General features: G+C 43.9%; 18 protein-coding genes. 8 read left to right on the forward strand and 10 right to left on the reverse strand.

From position 1 onward, the window contains the following. Nucleotides 1-277: 277 nt before the first annotated feature. Nucleotides 278-1,567: a tetratricopeptide repeat protein gene (locus QM738_RS20180; RefSeq protein ID WP_462278554.1), complete on the reverse strand. Its 1,290-nt coding sequence runs from the start codon at nucleotides 1,565-1,567 to the stop codon at nucleotides 278-280. Nucleotides 1,568-1,770: 203 nt separating this feature from the next. On the opposite strand from QM738_RS20180, the gene QM738_RS20185 reads away from it, so the two are divergent. Next, nucleotides 1,771-2,139, forward strand: coding sequence for a hypothetical protein (locus tag QM738_RS20185; RefSeq protein WP_462278555.1), 369 nt, complete (start codon nucleotides 1,771-1,773; stop codon nucleotides 2,137-2,139). Between the two features lie 111 nt (nucleotides 2,140-2,250). Further along, nucleotides 2,251-4,488, forward strand: coding sequence for a TonB-dependent receptor (locus QM738_RS20190; RefSeq protein WP_462278556.1), 2,238 nt, complete (start codon nucleotides 2,251-2,253; stop codon nucleotides 4,486-4,488). A 42-nt stretch (nucleotides 4,489-4,530) separates the two neighbouring features. On the opposite strand, the gene QM738_RS20195 is transcribed toward QM738_RS20190, so the two are convergent. From QM738_RS20195 to pdhA, 6 genes are all read right to left on the reverse strand, one after another. Then, nucleotides 4,531-5,118: a hypothetical protein gene (locus tag QM738_RS20195; RefSeq protein ID WP_462278557.1), complete on the reverse strand. Its 588-nt coding sequence runs from the start codon at nucleotides 5,116-5,118 to the stop codon at nucleotides 4,531-4,533. 11 nt (nucleotides 5,119-5,129) lie between these two features. After that, nucleotides 5,130-5,852, reverse strand: a complete 723-nt coding sequence (locus QM738_RS20200) for a (Fe-S)-binding protein (protein WP_462278558.1) — start codon at nucleotides 5,850-5,852, stop codon at nucleotides 5,130-5,132. An 11-nt stretch (nucleotides 5,853-5,863) separates the two neighbouring features. Next, complete coding sequence (locus QM738_RS20205) at nucleotides 5,864-6,301, reverse strand: hypothetical protein (RefSeq protein WP_462278559.1); 438 nt, start codon at nucleotides 6,299-6,301, stop codon at nucleotides 5,864-5,866. 6 nt (nucleotides 6,302-6,307) lie between these two features. Continuing rightward, complete coding sequence (gene ribH / locus QM738_RS20210) at nucleotides 6,308-6,799, reverse strand: 6,7-dimethyl-8-ribityllumazine synthase (protein ID WP_462278560.1); 492 nt, start codon at nucleotides 6,797-6,799, stop codon at nucleotides 6,308-6,310. Between the two features lie 91 nt (nucleotides 6,800-6,890). After that, the gene (locus QM738_RS20215) at nucleotides 6,891-7,631 is read right to left on the reverse strand and encodes a tetratricopeptide repeat protein (protein WP_462278561.1); all 741 of its coding nucleotides are present in this window, start codon (nucleotides 7,629-7,631) and stop codon (nucleotides 6,891-6,893) included. A 37-nt stretch (nucleotides 7,632-7,668) separates the two neighbouring features. Beyond that, nucleotides 7,669-8,661: a pyruvate dehydrogenase (acetyl-transferring) E1 component subunit alpha gene (gene pdhA / locus QM738_RS20220; RefSeq protein ID WP_462278562.1), complete on the reverse strand. Its 993-nt coding sequence runs from the start codon at nucleotides 8,659-8,661 to the stop codon at nucleotides 7,669-7,671. A gap of 227 nt (nucleotides 8,662-8,888) precedes the next feature. Here pdhA and recF point away from each other — a divergent pair, with 227 nt between their 5' ends. Genes recF through QM738_RS20235 form a run of 3 tightly spaced genes read left to right on the forward strand, consistent with a single transcriptional unit; the run spans nucleotide 8,889 to nucleotide 10,847 of the window. Further along, the gene (gene recF, locus QM738_RS20225; protein WP_462278563.1) at nucleotides 8,889-9,977 is read left to right on the forward strand and encodes a DNA replication/repair protein RecF; all 1,089 of its coding nucleotides are present in this window, start codon (nucleotides 8,889-8,891) and stop codon (nucleotides 9,975-9,977) included. 44 nt (nucleotides 9,978-10,021) lie between these two features. Continuing rightward, a complete protein-coding gene (locus QM738_RS20230) occupies nucleotides 10,022-10,564 on the forward strand; it encodes a hypothetical protein (protein WP_462278564.1) in 543 nt (180 codons plus the stop codon). Between the two features lies 1 nt (nucleotide 10,565). Further along, on the forward strand, nucleotides 10,566-10,847 hold the full coding sequence (locus tag QM738_RS20235) for a DciA family protein (RefSeq protein ID WP_462278565.1): 282 nt from the start codon (nucleotides 10,566-10,568) through the stop codon (nucleotides 10,845-10,847). A gap of 51 nt (nucleotides 10,848-10,898) precedes the next feature. Here the strand turns inward: QM738_RS20235 and QM738_RS20240 are convergent, their stop codons facing one another. Continuing rightward, nucleotides 10,899-11,786 (reverse strand): TraB/GumN family protein, encoded by an 888-nt coding sequence (locus tag QM738_RS20240; RefSeq protein WP_462278566.1) that lies wholly within the window; start codon nucleotides 11,784-11,786, stop codon nucleotides 10,899-10,901. Nucleotides 11,787-11,870: 84 nt separating this feature from the next. Between QM738_RS20240 and QM738_RS20245 the strand changes: the two genes are divergently transcribed. The 3 genes from QM738_RS20245 to QM738_RS20255 are packed head-to-tail and all read left to right on the forward strand — an operon-like array spanning nucleotide 11,871 to nucleotide 17,718. Beyond that, the gene (locus QM738_RS20245) at nucleotides 11,871-13,820 is read left to right on the forward strand and encodes a DUF3857 domain-containing protein (RefSeq protein ID WP_462278567.1); all 1,950 of its coding nucleotides are present in this window, start codon (nucleotides 11,871-11,873) and stop codon (nucleotides 13,818-13,820) included. Further along, complete coding sequence (locus QM738_RS20250) at nucleotides 13,820-15,826, forward strand: DUF3857 domain-containing protein (RefSeq protein WP_462278568.1); 2,007 nt, start codon at nucleotides 13,820-13,822, stop codon at nucleotides 15,824-15,826. Before QM738_RS20245 ends, QM738_RS20250 begins: the two co-directional genes overlap by 1 nt. Then, nucleotides 15,823-17,718, forward strand: a complete 1,896-nt coding sequence (locus tag QM738_RS20255; RefSeq protein WP_462278569.1) for a DUF3857 domain-containing protein — start codon at nucleotides 15,823-15,825, stop codon at nucleotides 17,716-17,718. The genes QM738_RS20250 and QM738_RS20255 overlap by 4 nt, the downstream gene beginning before the upstream one ends. Here the strand turns inward: QM738_RS20255 and QM738_RS20260 are convergent. Then, nucleotides 17,713-19,551, reverse strand: a complete 1,839-nt coding sequence (locus QM738_RS20260) for a UbiD family decarboxylase (protein ID WP_462278570.1) — start codon at nucleotides 19,549-19,551, stop codon at nucleotides 17,713-17,715. The genes QM738_RS20255 and QM738_RS20260 overlap by 6 nt on opposite strands. A 45-nt stretch (nucleotides 19,552-19,596) precedes the next feature. After that, a complete protein-coding gene (locus QM738_RS20265; protein WP_462278571.1) occupies nucleotides 19,597-20,541 on the reverse strand; it encodes a hypothetical protein in 945 nt (314 codons plus the stop codon). Nucleotides 20,542-20,701: the final 160 nt, after the last annotated feature.

A 20,701-nucleotide genomic window follows, 5' to 3' on the forward strand; every position in this document is an offset into this window, starting at 1 on the left:
AAAAGGAGCCCGGCAAGGGATTACATCCCCCTTGCCGGTGGGTTCCCTGATTGAGCTTTTGTACTACTGTAAACTGTGCATTTGTTCCCTGATCGGTGGTCCAGGACTACGCATAAATATGCTGCTTCTTAAACGTGTACAAAAAATAAAAACTCTTGTATCCCTTTGCCGCCGTCTTGCTTTCAGCAAACGGTGTATGCCACTTATGCTTGGTTTTATATTTTATTGTCACAGCTTTTTATCGAAGTAATATTCTTTTTTGCTTCTGTGTTATTTATTATTCAAGATTTTTTGTGAGGTCTTTTTGGATGGTGGGGTCGAGATCGTAGTAGTTTTTGTTGGCTTGTTTGAAGAACTGGCTGGCGTTGTATCCTTTATCGAGGGAGCGCATTAGTTTTCCCATCCAGTACAATTCCAATCCTTCCAGGGGTTTGCCGGATACATATTTTTGATAGATGCTATACGCTTCGTCTTTTTTATTATTGCAAAGCAAGGCCCATGCATACCAGGCGTAGGTTTGTGGCGTGGCACGGTTGTCGAGTTCTTTTTTACCAATGGCTTCGGCTTTGGCAGGTTGCTGCAACTGGCCGGTGTATAACTGCAGCAGGTATTTGTTGTACATATTGCCGTAGATCGTATCGGATGCTTTGGCTTCAAATGCATGTGCATATTGCAGCGCCAGTGCGCTATCCCCTCTTTGTTCGGCTACTGATACCAGTTTAAAAAGCGGGTCGGGCGACTGTGTTTTGGTAGTTACAAATTTAAATATACTTTCTGCCAGCGAATCATTTTTATCATTCATCAATGCGATCCATCCAATACCCATGATGCTGTGCATGTCGGCCGGATTTGTTTGTATGCACTGCATATAACAATCATAGGCTTTATCCAGCTGGCCTGCATGTATGTACAGATCTGCTACATTGGATAGCGCTGCCATTTTTAATGTTACATCCCGTCCTGCATTTTGCGCTGCTGTCCGCATGGCGCTAATGGAAGAATCAAGATCGCCGCTAAAGTGCATCATCTTACTCTTCCTGAACTGGTAGCCATAATCGTTGTTGCTTTTAATAGTTGACAGGTCTTGCTTTGCAAGTGCGATCCTGCCCAATTCAAAATTGATATCAAATGAAGTAGCGGCAGTTTCGTATTTTTTTATACCGATGGCTGTTGCCAGGTGAAATATGGAGTCGGCTTCCTTAAAACGGTGCTGCAATATATAATGGCCCACCAGTGAAAGATAAGGACCGGCTTCTTTGCCATTGAAGTCGGCAGCTGTTTTGAGTAATACACTGTCCGCAGTTTTAATATCATGTATATCGCCTGATAAATGAAAACGGCTGATGAGTGTGGCCGCGTATTTTAATGCGTTGGAATAGTCGGGACTATTAGGATTGATCCTGTTCTTCCAGAACTGCATATCTGCCGCATTGTCTTTTACAGCTTGTGGTGTAGTGTAATGTGTTATTAAGCTATCCACCAATACTTTTGATACAATGGGTTTATTAGCTTGCTTACAGGAAAACAGTGCGGTGATCACTAAAAGGTTAAAGAAAACGCATTTCATGTTGTACATTTCTTATCATGTACGAGAACTCAATACTTTGAGTTCGGTAAAAGCGCCTGATTTTAAACAAAAAAGAACCGGGGCGGCTTTTTTTGCGTAGGTGTATTAAACTGCCTGTGCGTTAACCCCCAAAATACAGGCGGTTACCACAAAACAAACATGGGCTATCTAAAACGCAGTATCTTTAATTTTCAGCCACCTGCATGAAAAAATTATTACTACATATCGCTTTACTGAGCTACACCGTAGTAATGTTCAAGCCTGTGCTGCCTTATGTAAATGATTTTGTGAGCCATGTGCTGTTCTATGCACATCATATGGCTACCGTGCATTACGAGCATGGTAAATACCATGTGCATTATGATGTTGCCAAAGAAACAAGGGACGATCAGCAGGATAAACCTACAGGTGTTGTTGTAAAAAAAGACGATCTTTCCAGCGAATACACCTGTGCTTCCCTGTTTTCGCATGCTTTTTTCATTCCGCAAATAGTTGCTCCCTATAACTTATCCTCCATACCTGCTGTTGTGAGCGGCAGTGTACTTAAATTCTATCCTCCCCCAAGAGCTTAACGCTATTTTCAAACTTCTTTATTTATTTCATTTACCGGCGACCAGTAAAATGGCAGTCCCTATGCTATTGCATACGGGAGCCAGTACCTTATTCATTGTAAAATTTATTTTATGAGGAAACCCCGTTTCCATCTATTATATGTTATTGCAGCATTGTTGTTTTGTTGTACCGGTAATGCGCAATCCGTTATAAAAGGCATTGTAATTGATGCCGGCAGCAGGCAACCGCTGGAAGCTGCTTCTGTTACGATCAACGGTAATAATACCGAAAGGGCCATCACTGATAACAATGGTTTTTTTCTTTTGAAAACAAACGGCACGGGTACCACGCTGCTGGTATCGCATGTGGGATACAAAACTTTTTTAGTGAACCCCGGCAGTACTGTTGTAAAAGTGGAACTGCAGCCCGATGCCATCCGGCTGGATGATATTAAACTGCAGGCGGGCGGGCAGAATAAATTTACTTCGCTTGCAAAGATCGATCTTGCTTTAAGCCCGGTTAAAAACACACAGGAGTTATTGCGGCTGGTGCCGGGTTTATTCATTGCACAACATGCCGGTGGCGGTAAGGCCGAGCAGATTTTTTTAAGAGGATTTGATTGCGACCATGGTACCGATGTGCAGGTAAGCGTTGACGGTATGCCGGTGAATATGGTGAGCCATGCACATGGCCAGGGTTATGCCGATTCGCATTTTATTATTCCTGAAACGATCAGCAATATTGATTTTGGCGCCGGCCCTTATTATACCCAGCATGGTAATTTAAATACGGCGGGCTATGTGGCTTTTTCCACTTATAAAAATATTCCTAAAAGTATGGTGCAGTTGGAAGGCGGCAGGTTCAACAGTTTCAGAACACTGGCCATGATAGACCTGCTGAAAAAGAACAAGGATAAACAGAGCGCTTATGTTGCAGGAGAATTCAATTATACGGATGGGCCTACAGAGCACAAACAAAATTTCAACCGCATCAACCTGTTTGCAAAATACAATGCTGCTTTATCGGCTGCAACGGGCTTGACTTTTTCGGCCTCTGCATTTAAAAGTAAATGGGATGCCAGCGGGCAAATTCCTGAACGTGCCGTGGAAAGCGGTATGATCGGCCGCTTTGGAAGTATTGATCCTACTGAAGGTGGTAATACAGAAAGGTATAATGCCAACCTGTTGCTCACCCATCAGTTCAACAATGGTTTTGTGTGGGAGAACCAGGCTTTTTACAACCGGTATAAATTCAACCTTTATTCCGATTTTACTTTTTACCTCAACGATCCTGTTAATGGTGATGAGATCAACCAGGCAGAAGCAAGAAATATACTGGGCTTTTCATCCAAGTTGAAACAAAAATATTTTTTCGGTAAATGGATCCTGAATTCCACGGATGGTATTGGTGTAAGAAATAATCAAACCGACGGCAGCAAATTGGCGCATGTTGTTAAAAGACAATTTTTGGATTATATAAAGTATGGTGATATTAACGAGACCAATGGCTGGGCTTTTTCGCAACAGCAAATCACTAATGGTAACTGGACCATTGATGCAGGCCTGCGTTTTGATTATTTCCATTTTAAATATTTCGACCGGCTCACTTCAGTGCAGCAACCGTCGCAAAGCAAATCGATTGTAAGTCCCAAGCTGAATATACAATACAATGCAGGCAAAAAAGTGCAATTGTATGTAAAGGCCGGTAAGGGCTTTCACAGCAATGATACAAGAGTAGTGGTTGCGAATGATGGTAAAGAAATTTTACCTGCTGCTTATGGTATGGACCTGGGCGTAATTTTAAAACCCACCAAAGATCTTTTGCTGAATATTGCCGCCTGGAATTTATACCTGGCGCAGGAGTTTGTGTACGTGGGTGATGATGGCAATGTGGAGCCCAGCGGCAGAACAAAAAGGGAAGGTATTGATATCATTGCCCGTTATCAATTCAGTAAATATTTATTTGCCAATGCCAATGTAAATTTTACAAGGCCCAGGGCAAGGGATGAAGCCAAGGGTCAGGACTATATTCCATTGGCGCCTACTGCAACCAGCACCGGCGGTTTGTTTTATAAAAAACCCACGGGCTTTAACGGCGGCATCAAATACCGGTACATAAAAAGCCGCCCTGCCAATGAAGATAATTCTGTAATTGCGAAAGGCTATTTTTTACTGGATGCTTCAGTAAATTATACGAAGCTTAAATACGAGATCGGCTTATCTGTTGAAAACCTATTGAATGTAAAATGGAATGAAGCGCAGTTTGCAACAGAAAGCAGGCTGATGAATGAACCCAATGCGGTAACAGAGTTGAATTTTACACCGGGTACGCCGTTGTTTGCGAGGTTGAAGCTGGCGGTGTTCTTTTAAAAAATACAGTGCATTTTCAGGCAAAGAAAATGCGCTCTTTATTTATATATGTGGATATCTCCGGGGAATCCCCATCCTGTTAAAAAAGAAAGTGATCTTTTTCATCATGCTGTCCCTGTTACATTTTGTTTCGTCAATTGGCAGTGATCTGCTGAAGTTAAATACACCGCATCCAAAACATATTTCAATATGTGCAACGGGTTTACCAATACTGTCATAAAATACGATGGCATCCCGGTACTGAGCACCGCATTTTGGCGGACCCGGATCATCTTTAGCATAATATTTACCTAAAGATCTAACCAGTTCTGTTTGTTCATCCTGTTTTAATACTACAGCATCATAGTGTTTGCTTAATGGCCTGCCTAAGGAATCCAAAAAGGTAAAGAATTGAAAATTACCATCCAAAATTTTCAGTTTAACAAGGCTGTCTATTTCTTTTATATCAAACTTAGGATATACAGCACTATCGAGGTACAATAGCTTTATGCTTTTGAACTTTGGAAAATTGATGGATAAATAAGCTGAATCGGGAATTACCGGAATGTTTTTAACTGCACTTTGATTGTTATTGCAGGCAAATAAAAAAATACCCAAACAGATTATTGCAATACTTTTCAGTTTGAACATTACAATGAATTTTACTCCCAGCCACTTGCCAGCACATCGGCAATATGCATGGTCTTCAGTGGTAAGTTCTTTCCTTTGATGTAGCCATCAATGTGCATCAGGCAGCTGAGATCGGTGGAGATGATCACTTCAGCGCCGGTATCGGCTGCATTCCGGGTCTTTTGGTCGGCCATGCCAATGGAGATGGCATCGAATTTTACAGCAAACGTGCCGCCAAAGCCGCAGCAGGTTTCCACGTCGTTCATTTCGGTAAGCTGCAGGCCTTTTACGTGCGAGAGTAACCTGCGGGGCCCTTCCTTTATCTTGCATTCCCGCAAAGCGGCGCAGCTGTCGTGGTAAGTGGCTTTGGCATTTAGTTCAGCGCCGTAATTTTCAATATGCAGTACGTCGGTCAAAAATTCGGTGAATTCGTATATGCGTTTGCTTAAGTCCTTTACCTGGTTGTGCTGCGAGGAGTTCTCGAACAGCTTGGCGTAATAATTCCTTACAAAACCCACGCAGCTGGCGCTGGGTGCCACAATATAATCGGCCCCTTCAAAATCCTTTAAGAATTTACTGCACACGGCCCTGGACTCATCCCAAAAACCAGCATTAAAAGCCGGCTGGCCGCAACAGGTCTGGTTGGCATTGTACACCACTTCGCAGGTGGCTTTTTCCAGCACTTTTACCATATTAAAAGCCGTTTGCGGGTAAAGCTGGTCAACAAAGCAGGGTATAAATATGTGAACTTTCATTGCTAATGGTCTTATTGTTTATTCGCAGCTTTCCGCATCCGCTCAAATTCCTTCGGCGTTACCATATCGCCGGATATAGCATCCTGCACTTTTATCTGCCGCGTTTTTTTATCAATAGAAAAATTATAGTAGGTCTCAAACCGCTCTGCCCCGTTGTAACCGGCCGTTACCGTGTACTCCGTATCGGTGGTATCAATAATATAGGCCAGGCTGTGTTTATGATTACTGATCGAATCAATGTACTTGCTGCTTTCCTTTACAAAAGATAAAGTATTGAGTGTATCAATAAGGTCATTCTCCTTTGCAATGGGCACCCGTATAGAAGGCTGTGCCGCAACAGGTGTATCTTTTTTCAGCGTATCTGTAGTGGCAGCGGGTGTTTTGTCGTTATTGCTGCAGGCTGTCATCAACAATAATACGGCTAACCCTAACGTATACCTGCTTTTCATATCCAGTTATTTAAATGAGTTTTTGAGCGCCATCATTTTTAAAGCGGTAATACCGGCCTCCTCTCCTTTATGGCCATGTTTGCCGCCTACCCTTTCATCTATCTGCTGCTGGGTATCCACCGTAAGCACACCAAAAATAGTGGGAACGGGTAAGCTCAGGTTCAGCTGTACCACGCCATCGGTAACGGCTTTGCATACATAATCAAAATGTGGCGTATCGCCCCGCAGCACGCAGCCCAGCGCTATAAAGGCATGCGGCTTGTCTTCCTTGTATTTATGCGCTTCCCAGTAATTCTTTACCGCAAAGCTGATCTCAAAGGCACCGGGCACCATGATGACCCTGTACTGCACTTTATTTTCCTGCAGTACTTTAATGCAACCCGCCTCCAGCTTGTCGATGGTTTCGGCATTCCATTCGGTACGTACAATTACAACACAGGCATCCTTTGGTAGTTGGATGCCTGTAGTATTATATAAGTTTGAAGAGTTGGTAGACATTGCGTGAGTCGTGAATCGTGAGTCGTAAATCGTGAGAACACTTCAAATTGTAACGGTTCCTGTTTTACCAGTTAACCAATCAACCGGTTAATTATGGCGTTACACCCAGTTTTGCAAGGTATTTATCAGGGTCAAAGCTGATCCTGTTATTCCTGTAAAAATCCCTGCCGAACTCATCTTTCAGTTGCTGAAACAATGTGATCGCTTCCTTGGTATTGCCGGTAGCTTCGCAGAACAATGCAGCCCTTGAAGTGGCAAGGAATTTAGTGATATCATCTTTATCAGCAGCAGCGTCAATTGCTTTTTTATAAGCAGCCAAAGCCTCGCTGTTCTTTTTTAATTCGCCATACGCATCGCCCAGCATCCTGTAAGCAGCGCTGGATATCTGCGTAGCACCATTGCCATCAAATTCTTTCAGGTATTTCACCGCTTTGTCAAACTCGCCCAGGTGCAGGTAGCAGGCGCCGGTAATATACTGTGCACGGTTGCCCGCAGCAGTACCGCCATAGTTATTGATAAAGGTCAATAACCCATTTACTTTTTCACCATCTACCATACCGCCGTTCAACACAATACCCACTGTATCTTTCGGAAAGCTGGATACCTGCGCCATTTTATCAAACAGCTTTTCTGCAGGGAATACAATATCATTGGCCTTGGCCTCATTCGGTAATTTATATAAATACTTGTAACCAAACCATGCGCAGGCTAGTACAATTATTGCGCCGCCAATATACATGATGGGCCTGCTGAATTTTGCCCAAAAACCCTTTGCTCTTTCCACCGCTGCATTGGTTTCCACATTTTCAACCGGAACTTTCGTTTCTGCCATTTTTTTTATTTAATTAAGATAAGAATTATGAAATTTTTTAGTCTACAATAAAAGGATAATCTTCCTGCACATATACATCCTTCAGCAGTTCATCATCACTTGGCCAGGGGCTTTCTTCTGCAAACTGAACGGCTTCTTCCACTTCTTTTTTCACCCTTTCGTTGATCACTTCAATATCTGCATCAGGTACTTTAAATTGTTTCTGCAGTGTGGTCAGTACATGATCGATCGGGTCTTTTTCTTTATACTCTTCCACCTCTTCCTTACTGCGGTATTTCTGAGGGTCACTCATACTATGCCCTTTGTAACGGTAGGTCTTTATTTCCAAAAATGTAGGTCCGCCTTTTTCCCTGGCCCTGTTGGCAGCCCTTAGTACAGCGTTGTGTACATCTTCGGGGCTCATACCGTCTACTGAATCGGCAGGCATATCGTAGGCATCAGCCAGTTTATAAATATCCAGTGTTTTACTGGTACGTGCTACCGAAGTACCCATTGCGTAGTGGTTGTTCTCGCAAATGAAAACCACCGGCAGGTCCCACAGCATGGCCATGTTAAAAGTTTCGTGCAGCATACCCTGGCGTGCAGCGCCATCACCAAAAAAGCAAAGCGCCACATTGTTGGTGCCTTTATATTTTTCAGCAAAGGCCAGCCCGGCGCCGGTGCCTATCTGTGCACCCACAATACCGTGACCGCCAAAGAAACCTACGTCCACACCAAAAAGGTGCATACTGCCACCCTTTCCTTTACTGCAACCGGTAGCTTTACCATACAGCTCAGCCATGCTGGCTTTAGGCGTTACGCCTTTTGCAATAGCTAAGGCATGGCAACGGTAAGCGGTAATAAATTTATCATCGGGATTTGTAGCAGTCATACAGCCGGCAGCAACTGCTTCCTGGCCAATATACAGGTGACAAAAGCCCCTGATTTTCTGCATTCCATACAATTGACCGGTCTTTTCTTCGAACCTGCGGAGTAGCAGCATCAGTTCGTACCAGTATAAATAAGTTTCTTTAGAAAACTTTGTTGCCAAGGTATATAAATTTTAGGCGGCAAAGATAAGGGATTTAGGTTTTCTCCCTACAGTTTGTAAATTGATTTTTTCCCTGATACGGACAGAAGGGAAAAGCTTCAAGGGAGAAGCTGGACGTTGGTAATGTGTGCAGTTTTTCGCTGACTTTTAAAATACAAGCTCTCCCTTGTGTCTTTTCCCCTTGTGTCTGCTCCCCTTACCCCCTTCTGCCGTATCTTGCACCCTCAATGCTCCGCGTTAATAAAATAAGTATCACCCAATATAAGAATTACGATTTCGCCGCTTTCGATCTTACAGAAAGGGTGATCGGCATTTGCGGGCTTAATGGTATGGGCAAGACCAACCTGCTGGATGCCATTTACTATTGCTGTTTTACCAAAAGTTATTTTACCAAAACGGATGCGCTGACGGTGCAGTTCAGTAAAGACGGTTTTAGGCTGGAAGCAATGCTGGAGAATAATGCCGTGCCCGAAAAGCTGGTGTGCATTCACCGCGGTGTGGGCAAAAAAGAACTGTTGCTGAATGATGTGGCGTATGAAAAAATGAGCCAGCATATCGGCAAATTCCCGGCCGTAATGGTGGCGCCCGATGATATAGAACTGGTAACAGGCGGCGGTGAAGAACGCAGGCGCTATATGGATACGGTGATCAGCCAGATGGATGCGGGTTATCTTTTACAACTGATACAATACAACAAAGTGCTGCAGCAGCGCAACAGCCTGTTAAAGCGCTTTGCCGAACAGGGTAAAACAGATTGGCCGCTGCTGGAAGTGCTGGATGAACAACTGGTAGCTCCCGGTAATTTTATATACAACCAACGCAAACAATTTACAGCCGACCTGATACCGCTGGTACAGCAATTCTACAACCAGATCGCAGGCAATAACGAAACCGTAACGCTGCAATACGAAAGCCAGCTGAACAACAGCGACCTTGCAGCCGTGCTCAACAACTGGCGGCAAAAGGATTTTATACTGCAGCGCACCAATGGCGGTATACATAAAGATGATATTGCCATGCAGCTGAACGGGCAGTTGTTTAAAAATACGGCCTCGCAGGGCCAGCGCAAAAGCTTATTATTTGCCCTGAAACTGGCCGAGTTTGAACTGCTGAAACGCAACAAAGGTTTTGCACCGCTCTTGTTTCTGGATGATGTGTTTGAAAAACTGGATGATAACCGCATGCAGCACCTGCTGGCCTGGGTTTGCAACGAAAATACCGGCCAGGTATTCATTACAGATACCCACCGCGAAAGGCTGCAGCAGGCATTTAACAGCCTGGCGGTAAAATACCAGCTGATAGAATTGCCCCAATAAATCGGGCGGGAATGTTTACTTTTACCGCCGGAAAAAACCACCGCATGAACCTTCATTCACTACGTATTGTACCGGTATTGTTGCTGGCTGCCTCGCTGCCGGCCGGGCTTATGGCGCAAAAGCCCAAGGCAAAAAGCATACAGCCTAAAGCGGCTGCCGTAGCTGCGCCTACTTATGCCAATGGTATTAAACTTACCGTAAAAGGATTTGTGGTAAAAGAGGCCTACCTGGTATTTGATGAAGATAACAGCAATGTGCCCGAAGGCAATACTGTAATGCTGAACCAGAAGGTGAATTTAAAGATCGTGCTCAGCAAAGGCTTCAAAGAAATAAATGGCAAGGTTTTTCCCGGAGGTAAGGAAAAGATCGTATTAAGCAATGGCGAAGTGATACTGGATTCAGAAGACCTTTTCTCGGCTTTTGATAACGAAGGTGTAAGCCCCGACGATGCTTTATACATCAACCTGAAAGCGGTGATCACAGAGATAAAGGACAAAAAGAATTTTGTGACCGTTTCCTTCCGGGTGTGGGATAAAAAATTTACCGGCAACCTTATCACCGGTTCATACATCATGCATATCAAATAATATGGGCGAAATATCTTTACAGGATGCCATTCAGCAGTTTTTGCAGCAGAGCCGTTTAAAAAGCGGCATCCAGGCCGTGCGCATTGAAGAAGTGTGGGAACAACTGATGGGCAAAACCATTGCCAAATACACTGATAAGATACAGATCATTAATCATACGCTCTACATCACTTCATCCGTAGCGCCACTCAAGAACGAATTACTGTATCAAAAAGAAAATATCATTGTACGCATCAACGAAGCGCTGGGGGAAAAAGCGGTGAGGGAGGTGGTGATTAAGTAGTTTCGAGTACAGAGTACAAAGTTGTCAGTACTCCGCACTCTGTACTTTGCATTAGTTTTCAATCGGCAGCACTGTATACCCCTCTTTCCTCAATAAACTGATCAGCCCCATATCCCCCATCAAATGCCCGGCGCCTACGGCTATAAACACGCTTTCTTTTTTCATGATGGTATTCAGTTGCTGCACCCAGTTTTTGTTGCGGTTGTCCAGTAAAAGGTCCTGGTTATCTTCCATACCAAATTCACTCTTGGTCATCAGGTCTTCCATCTTATCCATCTGCTGGTTCTTATATACCTCCACCATATTGGCAAAGTATTTTTTGTAGGATTCCAGGCTATCGATGGTCTTTAATAATTCCATGGCCTGTTGTTTATAAGGGATACTATCGAATACGGATGCCTGGAAGGCCATTGTTTCCAGCCCCTTTATTTCTTTTTTATTTTCCTTGGCCAGTTTTACCAGCTCCTCTTCCACCCCGCTCATGGTTTTGCAGGGCAACATTTTTGGATACAGCATGGCCATTAAAAAAAAGGGCTTCATACTGCCCAGCATGCTTACCGGTGTGTGCAGGGTATCATTAAAAAAAGCCGATACTTTTTCATATTCTTCTTTGGTATAAAGGCTTTTAAGCGTGGTATCCCCTTTCATATTCATTAAAAGCAGGCCACCCATTACCGTAGCGGGATCGTCCATATCCAGTTCCATATACATTTCCCGGGCTGTTTTTACCGCTGTTTTTAACTGTGCGCCAAAGGGAATATCGCTTTTGCAGATAAGATGAAAAGTGCCGAACAGGTAGCTGGGTGCAGGCAGTTGTTTACCACTGATCTGCCACAGCAGCGTATTACCATTATTGTTTGTCTTTAACTGAACAGCATTATTTTGTGCATTGCAGGATGCCAGTAAAAGGATCGCCGTAAACAGTTGTATCATCTTCATAGCGCTGTATTTAAAATAAAATTACAATAAGATCGACTCAAATTGTTTAAAAATATTTATTTTACGATACAATTTAACCCGTTTATGAAATCAGCAATTGTATTATTATCCCTAAGTTTTTTCCTTTCTTTAAACTCCAATGCTCAAAAAACACCTGCCTTTGGCAAAGTTGAAAAAGCCGACCTTGAAATGAAGGACTGCGATTTTGACAATGCTGCCGAAGCCCTGGTGCTGTTTGATGTAGGCGAAGTTTATTGCGACCTTAACCTGAACAATGCCTACGCCCCTGTAAGCACACAGCTGGAAAGGCATGTACGTATCAAGATATTGAATACGAAAGGCACCAAGGCTGCGGATATCCATATCCGTTATCTTTCCTACAAAAATGCGGAGGATATCAAGAACCTTTCTGCCGAAACCATTAACCTGGATGCAGGCGGCAATATTGTTTTTACCAAGGTGGAAAAGGATGCCATCTTTCACAAGCAGATCAACAAAAGATACTCGGAAGTGATCTTTACATTTCCCGACGTAAAACCGGGCAGCATCATTGAGTATAAATACAAAGATGTGGCAATGGATCTTTATGGTCTTAAGAACTGGTATTTTCAAAGGTCCATTCCCGTGGCATTCAGCAGTTATACTATGGATTTTCCGAAGGAACTCATCGTTTCTGCCACACCCAAGGGCGGCCTGGATGTAAGGGAAAACGAAAGCTACCGTGGCAACAGGAGCGTAAAGACCTATACCATGCAAAAAGTGCCGGCTTTAAGGGACGAAGCTTTTATTACCTGCGATGATGATTACCTGCAGCAACTGAGCCCGCAGATGATGGCAGTGGATTTTGACGGCATGCCACGTAAAAGCCTGCTGCGTACCTGGCCGGGCATCATCCGCCAGTTGATGGAAGACGAGGATTTTGGTTTGCAGATAAAAAAGAACATTCCCCGTACCAGCGACCTGGATGCTTTGCTGGCAAATAAAAAAGACGCTTTTGAAAAAATGAGCATCATACATGAGTATGTAAAAAAGAACATGCAGTGGGATGAAACGAATGGCATCTGGGCCCTGGATGGTGTAAAAGCGGCGTGGAAAAATAAAAAAGGAACAGCAGGCGAGATCAACCTGATACTCGTGAACCTGCTGCGGGATGCCGACCTGGATGCCCACCCCGTATTGGTAAGCACCCGGGATAATGGCATGATCAATACCCGTGTGGCGGGCTTTGACCAGTTCAATAAAGTGATGGCCTATGTTACCATCGACAGCAGCTATTATGTACTGGATGCTACGGATAAATACACCCCTTCTTACCTGGTGCCTTTTTCTGTTGTCAATTCCGAAGGATTGGTCATAAATAAGATAGATACCTACGACTGGGGCTGGCGGGTGTTGTGGAACGAGGACCAGCTCTTTGATAATTCCACCATCATGGAAGCCACCATTGATGATAAAGGCACTATCAAAGGTATCGCCAATGTAACTTCGGTTGATTACAGCCGCTTTATAAGGCTGGATAAATTAAAAGAAGGCAAACAGAAATTCACCGAGGCATGGCTCAACCCCATGAAACAGAACATTACCATCGACAGCCTGAATATCATCAATGAAAATGATAACAGCTTACCGTTGGTGCAGGAATTCAACTTTGAAAAGAAAGTGAATGCTTCCGGCGATTACAATTATTTCTCCATCAATCTTTTTTCAGGCCTGGAAAGAAATCCTTTTGTGGCGGATGAAAGATTTTCGGATGTGTTCTTTGGCGCCAATCAAAGCTATACCATCACGGCCAATGTAACTATCCCCAAGGGATATACCTTCGATGCATTGCCCAAAAATTTAAAGATGATCATGCCGGATACCAGTATCGTTTTCACCCGCAATTCCAGTATCAGCAACGATACGCTTTCCTCCAGGATCGTGCTGGAATTCAGGCAGCCTTATTACATGAACCAGCAATACGGCTATTTTAAAGAGTTCTATAAAAAGCTGTTCGATTTTTTAAATGAACAATTCGTATATAAAAAGAGTTGATGCCTGTAAATACCACGCATATAAAACAACAACTGTTCTTTGTACTGCTTACCTTACAGGTATGCATACACGCACATGCACAAAAAGATATCCCGGGCTTTGGCAAGATCGATAAAGCGGATCTTTTAATGAAGGACTGCGATTTTGATAAAGGCGCCGAAGCCATGATACTGCTGGACTGGGGTAATTTTTATTACGACCGCGGTGTGCCCGGCATTACTTTTTTAAATACCATTTTTGAAAAAAGGGAACGCATAAAAATATTGAAGAACGACGGGTTGAATTATGCCAATGTGGCCATTCCCTACTACGATAATAATGCGGAAGAAAGGATCGTAAAGATCGATGCCCTTACTTACAACCTGGATGAATCGGGTAATGTAAAAGTTACGGAAGTAAATAAAAGTTCTATCTATTCAAAAAGGATCAACCGCTATTACAGCAAGATGATCATTGCATTTCCCGAAGCAAAAGTGGGCAGTGTGATAGAATATAAGTTCACCATGGAAAGGCAGACCGATCATAATTTAAAGGACTGGCAGTTCCAGGAAAGGATACCCACCCGCTACAGCGAATACCAGATCAATGTACCGGCCTTTTACCGTTTTTCTGTAAGGCCCACCGTGGTAGACAGTATTGAAGTAAAGGAAAGTGTAAAGGACGGTTTGATCTCCACCAACGAAGGCATACTCACGGCAAAAGTGTTGAAAAAGAACTTCATCATGCGCAATCTTATTGGCCTGCGGGATGAACCTTTTATGGGCTCCGCCAGGGATTACCAGCAAAGGCTGGAGTTTCAGCTGTCGCAGATAGACTATGGCGACAACAGGATAGCCGACCTGCGCAAGACCTGGGACGATGTGGTGAAGCTGCTGAACGAAGACGAGGATTTTGGCAAACAGCTGGAATGGGCGCCTACTTCGGCAGAAGCGGTAATTGAACAGGCAAAGCGACTACCCGATACTGTTAGCCGGTTGAATTATATCTTTAATTATGTGCGCAGGAACATGAGCTGGAATGGCGATGATGATATTTATAGTTACAATGGCATCAATTCGGCCTTCAATAAAAAAACGGGCAGCAGCGCCGATATCAACCTGATGCTGGTATGTATGCTCAATAAAGCGGATGTGCTGGCCTCTCCCATCCTTCTAAGCACCAGGGACAATGGGCTGGTGAATAAATTCTATCCATTCATCAACCAGTTCAATACAGTAATGGCGCATGTAAAAGTGGGCAACAGTTATTTTATACTGGATGCCACGGATAAAACATCCTCTTACAAACTGCTGCCGGAACGGGTGGTGAATACACAGGGCCTTATCATTCATACCGCATCGGGCGAATGGGTAGAGTTGTTTGATCTGAAGCATAAATATAAAGTGATGACGGCGGTGCATGGCGAGATAGATGCCAATGGTATCATGAAAGGCGATTGCCTGGTGAACTGTAATGATTATGCACGCAAACAACGCTGCGACAGCTGGCTGAAAAACAAAGATGCATTCAAGGAAGAATATTTTACACAGCCCGGTGTGGCTTTAAAAATAGACGAGCTTTCCGTTAATAATGTGGAGGCCGATTCGTTGCCCCTGGAACAAAAGGTAAAATTCAGTGCGGCGCTCAACAGTTCGGGTGAATATAAATATTTTGCACTCAATCTTTTTTCGGACCTGGATAAAAACCCCTTTGTTGCCGATGAACGCATCAGTGATGTTGATTTTGGTTTTTTGCAGGACTATACCATTTTTGGTAATTACACTATTCCGCAGGATTATACTTATGATGTGCTGCCAGAAAATATATCCATGATAATGCCGGATACAAGTATTATTTTTACCCGCACCCTGCAGGCCGATGAAAACCTGCTGAATGTAAGGATGTCGGTGGAATTTAAGCATACATTTTACCCCGCAGCCTATTACCCTGAGTTCAGGGAATTTTATAAAAAACTGTTTGCAAAATTGAACGAACAGGTAGTGATCAAAAAGAAACCCGCCCAATGATAAAAAGCTTCTATACCCTGCTGTTATTTTTTATAATGACCGGCGCCTTTGCCCAGCAACCCGTTTATACCGCGGCAAACATCAGCGATGCGATGAAGAAGAATGCCTACTCTGTAAAAAGAGAAGAGCATATTGAGTTTGAAGTAAAGGCAATTGACAAGGCTTATTACCGGGTACACAAAGTGGTGACCGTTTTAAATGAGGCTGGTAAAGAAGAACTTTTCTTTTACGAATTCTCCGACCAGTTTCAATCGTTGAATGCTTTTGCCATACATTTATTTGATGCCAATGGCAAATCGATCCGCAAATACAATTCCTCCGATCTTACCAAGCAGGCCACCGGCGAGGGTTTGGTGCCCGATGGTAAAGTGTATTACCTCAACACGCCTGCCCCATCCTACCCCGTTACAATACAGATAGACTATGAATTAAAATACAATGGCCTGCTGGATTATCCTGATTTTGAAGTGCAGCTGCCGGAACAATCGGTGGAGCATGCTGAGTTCATTGCAAAGATCCCTCCTGAAATGGACCTGCGTTTTAAAGCAAAGAACAGTACCATTACACCCGTTATCAGCAGCGAGGATAAATACAAAGTGTACAAATGGACCGCTGATAATTTACCGGCGCTTGAATACGAAGAAGGCAGCGTAAGCCGCGAAAGCCGTTACCCGAAAGTATTGATATCGCCCAATAAATTTGCCCTGGATGATTATGAAGGCGATATGACCAGCTGGCAGAATTTCGGCAAATGGTATGGCTCGCTTGCAAAAGATGCGGTGAATCTTACCGAAGAAAGAAAGCAGTTCTTTAAAAACATGGTGAAGGATATTCCTGGTGATAAAGAAAAGATAAAAACCATTTATACGTACCTGCAGAATAATTTCAGGTATGTAAGTATACAGTTGGGTATTGGCGGCTTTAAACCCTTTGCAGCCGATTTTGTAGATAAGAAAAAGTATGGCGATTGCAAAGCGTTGAGCAATTATGTGCAGGCATGCCTTGCAGCAGTAGGTATAAAAAGTTACCAGGCTTTGATCAATGCTTCGTATAATAAAGCGCCTGTTGACCCTGATTTTCCCAACAACAGTTTTAACCACGTAATAGTTTGTGTGCCCGGCGCAACCGATTCGGTATGGCTGGAGTGCACCAGCACTACTACCGATTTTGGTGTACTGGGTAATTTTACCGAGAACCGCAATGCACTGCTCATAACCGAAGATGGCGGCAAACTGGTGCCTACACCTAAAAGCCATGCATCTGAGAATTGTTTCAGCGCCAGCTCTTCTATTACGCTGAACGAAGATGGTTCCGGGAGCACCGAAACAAAACTGTTTGCCACCGGCGAATACCGGCAGGAATTTTTACACGATTTTTTTGAACAGAAAAAAGACGACCAGAAAAAATTCCTGGTAGAAGACCTGGGTTTTTTACAACCCGATGAATTTGTGCTGGACTATGATAAAACAAACAGAACGGTACCTGTAAAGCTGCAGATGAATATTGAAAAGATACCGGAATTCACTGCGGGCAATAAACAATTCTTAAATCCCCGTGTGTACAGCTTATGGCGCTACGCATTGCCCAGGGCCGAGAACCGTACGCAGGATTTTTATTTTCGTCATCCATTCGTAAAGACCGATACCACTATTTACAATTTGCCTGCTGGCTATGGTCTGGAAACCTTGCCCAAGCCCAAACAGATAAATTTTGAATTCGGTAATTTCAGCAGCACTTACCAATACGATGAGGCGAATAAACGCATCATCACCACGGCCAGGCTGGAGCTGGATGAATACAAGATACCGGCGGCAAAATTCCTGGCAGCCAAAAAATTCTTTAATGATGTGCTGGGAGAATACAGCGAAAAGATCGTGATAAAAAAACTATAACAGGCCGTACAGGCTGCCCCCTTTTTCAAATAACCGGTCGATATTTTTCTCCACCGCAGGATCTTTTTCCAACACCGGCGCATGGTGTGGCTTTATCCTTGCATCAAATACCATCGGCCCGTTACAGCCCCAATGTTTATTGATTGTAAAGCTGTCAATGCCATACATATCATGCGATGGATTGCAGCGGGTAAAGGTTACCCATAAAAAGTTGTTCAGCTTTTCGCTCACAAAGCCGGCGTCGTCAGCAATGATTATTACCGGCGTGTTCTGCAATTGAGCATTGAAAATTGAACATTGAGTATTGAGCATTTGCATTTCTGCTTGAGCTGTACTGTAATCGCTGAACCTTTTTGCTTGCAACACAACTACTCCCGGCATTACAAGCCGAGCATTTTCAAATCCCTGTAAATTATTAAGGCAATCCGGCACAGTTGTAGCCAGTGTTCTTATCTTTTCCCCATAAGCTGCCAGTACCACTTTACTGCCGCTATTGAGGCCGGTGCCGCTGTAATCCAATGTATCGATGGTAGTATTGGTGTAAAAATGAATATCCCTTTGCAGGTTGATACGTTCAAAAATAAATTGCAGGTATCCGTCAACGTTATGTGCCGATAATTTATTCTCATCATCAGCTGTGATGAAGAGAAATTTGGCAAGACTTAATTGCCCCGTTCCGAGGATATGATTGGCAATGGTCAATATTTCCGCAGGTTGTTTGGCAGGTGCATAAGGTGTATAGCGTTCGCTGCCAATGGCCAGCAACAAAGGATGTACCCCGGCAGCATCCACAGCATGTACTTCTTTCAGTCCCGGTATCTCTTCCTGCAAAGCGCTGCCGGCAATTTCATGTATCAATTGCCCGAAGCTGGTATCTTCCTGCGGCGGACGGCCCACCACAGTAAAGGGCCAGATGGCATTTTGCCTGGCGTACACTTTATGTACTTTCATTAAAGGAAAATCGTGTGTAAGGCTGTAATAGCCCAGGTGATCGCCAAAAGGGCCTTCTGGTTTGTTCTGCCCGGGATACACTTCACCGGTGATCACAAAATCAGCATCGGTACTGATGCAAAAACCATCTTTGTACATATAGCGGAAACGGCGGTTGCCCAGTACTCCTGCAAAGGTCATTTCGCTTATGCCTTCGGGTAAGGGCATTACTGCCGCCACGCTGTGCGATGGCGGGCCGCCCACAAATACACTTACTTTCAAGGGTTGCCCTTTTTTATTGGCCTTGCTTTGGTGCACACCAATACCGCGGTGCAGCTGGTAATGCAATCCCACTTCCCTGTCTTTTTCATAATCATTGCCGGATAGTTGTATACGGTACATGCCCAGGTTGGCATTCATGATGCCGGGCTTGTCAATATCTTCGGTATACACTTGCGGCAGTGTTACAAAAGCGCCGCCATCCATTTTCCAATGTTGTATTGGCGGAATTTCGGAGAGTTTTATTTCGCTGAACAATACGGGCTTTTGCAAAGGGTTCTTCAAAGGCAATGCCTTTAAGGCCGCCATACCGGTACTAAAATTTTTAATGGGATGTTTAATGGCATTTACAGGATCGTTCTTTAAAGCGATCAGTTGCTGCACGGTTTGCAGGCTGTGCCGGAATATGAATTTGCTTCTTTCGAGTGTGCCAAAAATATTGGAAGCTGCCCTGAAATTGCTGCCTTTTACATTTTCAAACAACAGTGCAGGCCCGCCCGCCTCATGTACCCGCAGGTGAATGGCTGCCATTTCCAGGTAAGGGTCCACCGTTTCTTTTATGCGGACCAGTTGTTTGTTTTGTTCCAGTTCCAGCAGGCATTGTTCCAGCGATTGATAGCTCATCTGTTGTATTTACGCAAAGGTAAAACAGATTCAGTAAAAAGCTGTTTATGCATGCGGCCCCCTGGTGTTCTCTGGCGGCCTTGCTGCAGGCGGCGCCGGTGCCGGTGCATTGCCTTGTGCAGCAGCAACGTCTTTTGCATGCTGTTGTTCGCTGGCCCTCCTGCTGTCGTGTTTATATTTAATACGGGTGGTAAGCCATGCAATAAAAATGGGCAGTATGATCGCTGTCACGATCCACTTGGTACTATCGTCTTTAAAAAAACTTTTGATGCTGCTGAAAAATCCTTCTTTCTCTGCAAATATTATTACCGGGATATTACGTGCCGGCAGGTTTACCATTTCACCGTCTTTTTCCAATACCGTTACCGATAATTTCAGTTCCTGTTCTCCGGGTACCAATGGAGTGAGTTTCCATTGCCAGATCACTTTCTTTCTTTTTTCAGTAAGGCTTTGTGTGGCGGCCTCATCTCCGCCAATCAGTTCAATATTGAATCCTTTGTTCTCCGCACCGCTCATATCTATCAGTCTTGCCTTCATTTTGGTACCCAACTCCAGGGTGGTATCAATATTTACTTTACCGCCGGGTGCGGCATTGGAGTTTTCGAGCGCTTCGGTCTTTAAGCTGCTTAATACCTGGTCCTTTCCCAATACCAGTGTGGCCAGGTAAGATTTCTTGATCTTCATGGTATCATCTGCATGAAATACCATAGCATGCTTCAGGCGGCGTTTTAAATTATCCACTTCGCTGATCACCGGGGTGATGGCATTGTTATCATTACTATTTCCATCCAGGCCGTTCAGGCTGCCACCGGGATCTGTGGCTGTTTTGGTGGCGGGCCCATCGTCTTCTATCACGTATTTGCCTTTAGGTAAAGCTGTTTCGCTGATGGTGCCATCTGTTGCAACGGGCGGGGTTGTTTCATCGTCGGAACTGCTGCAGCCTGCCCATAAAAAAGCAGCACACAGCATACTGAATAAATACCGTTTCATTTTCCGGGTTTTTAAATGGGTTATATAATAGTGTAAGTTTTATAAACCGGGGTAAAGTTGATTATTAAATCGCAAAACGGGCATACTCAATATTGAGTATTTTATAAACTACGGCATCATTCTACATTCACTTTTGTAATCTTCCTTAAACTATTAACCT

Origin of the sequence: Ferruginibacter sp. (assembly GCF_049840995.1) — a bacterium.
Taxonomy (GTDB): Bacteria; Bacteroidota; Bacteroidia; order Chitinophagales; family Chitinophagaceae; genus Ferruginibacter.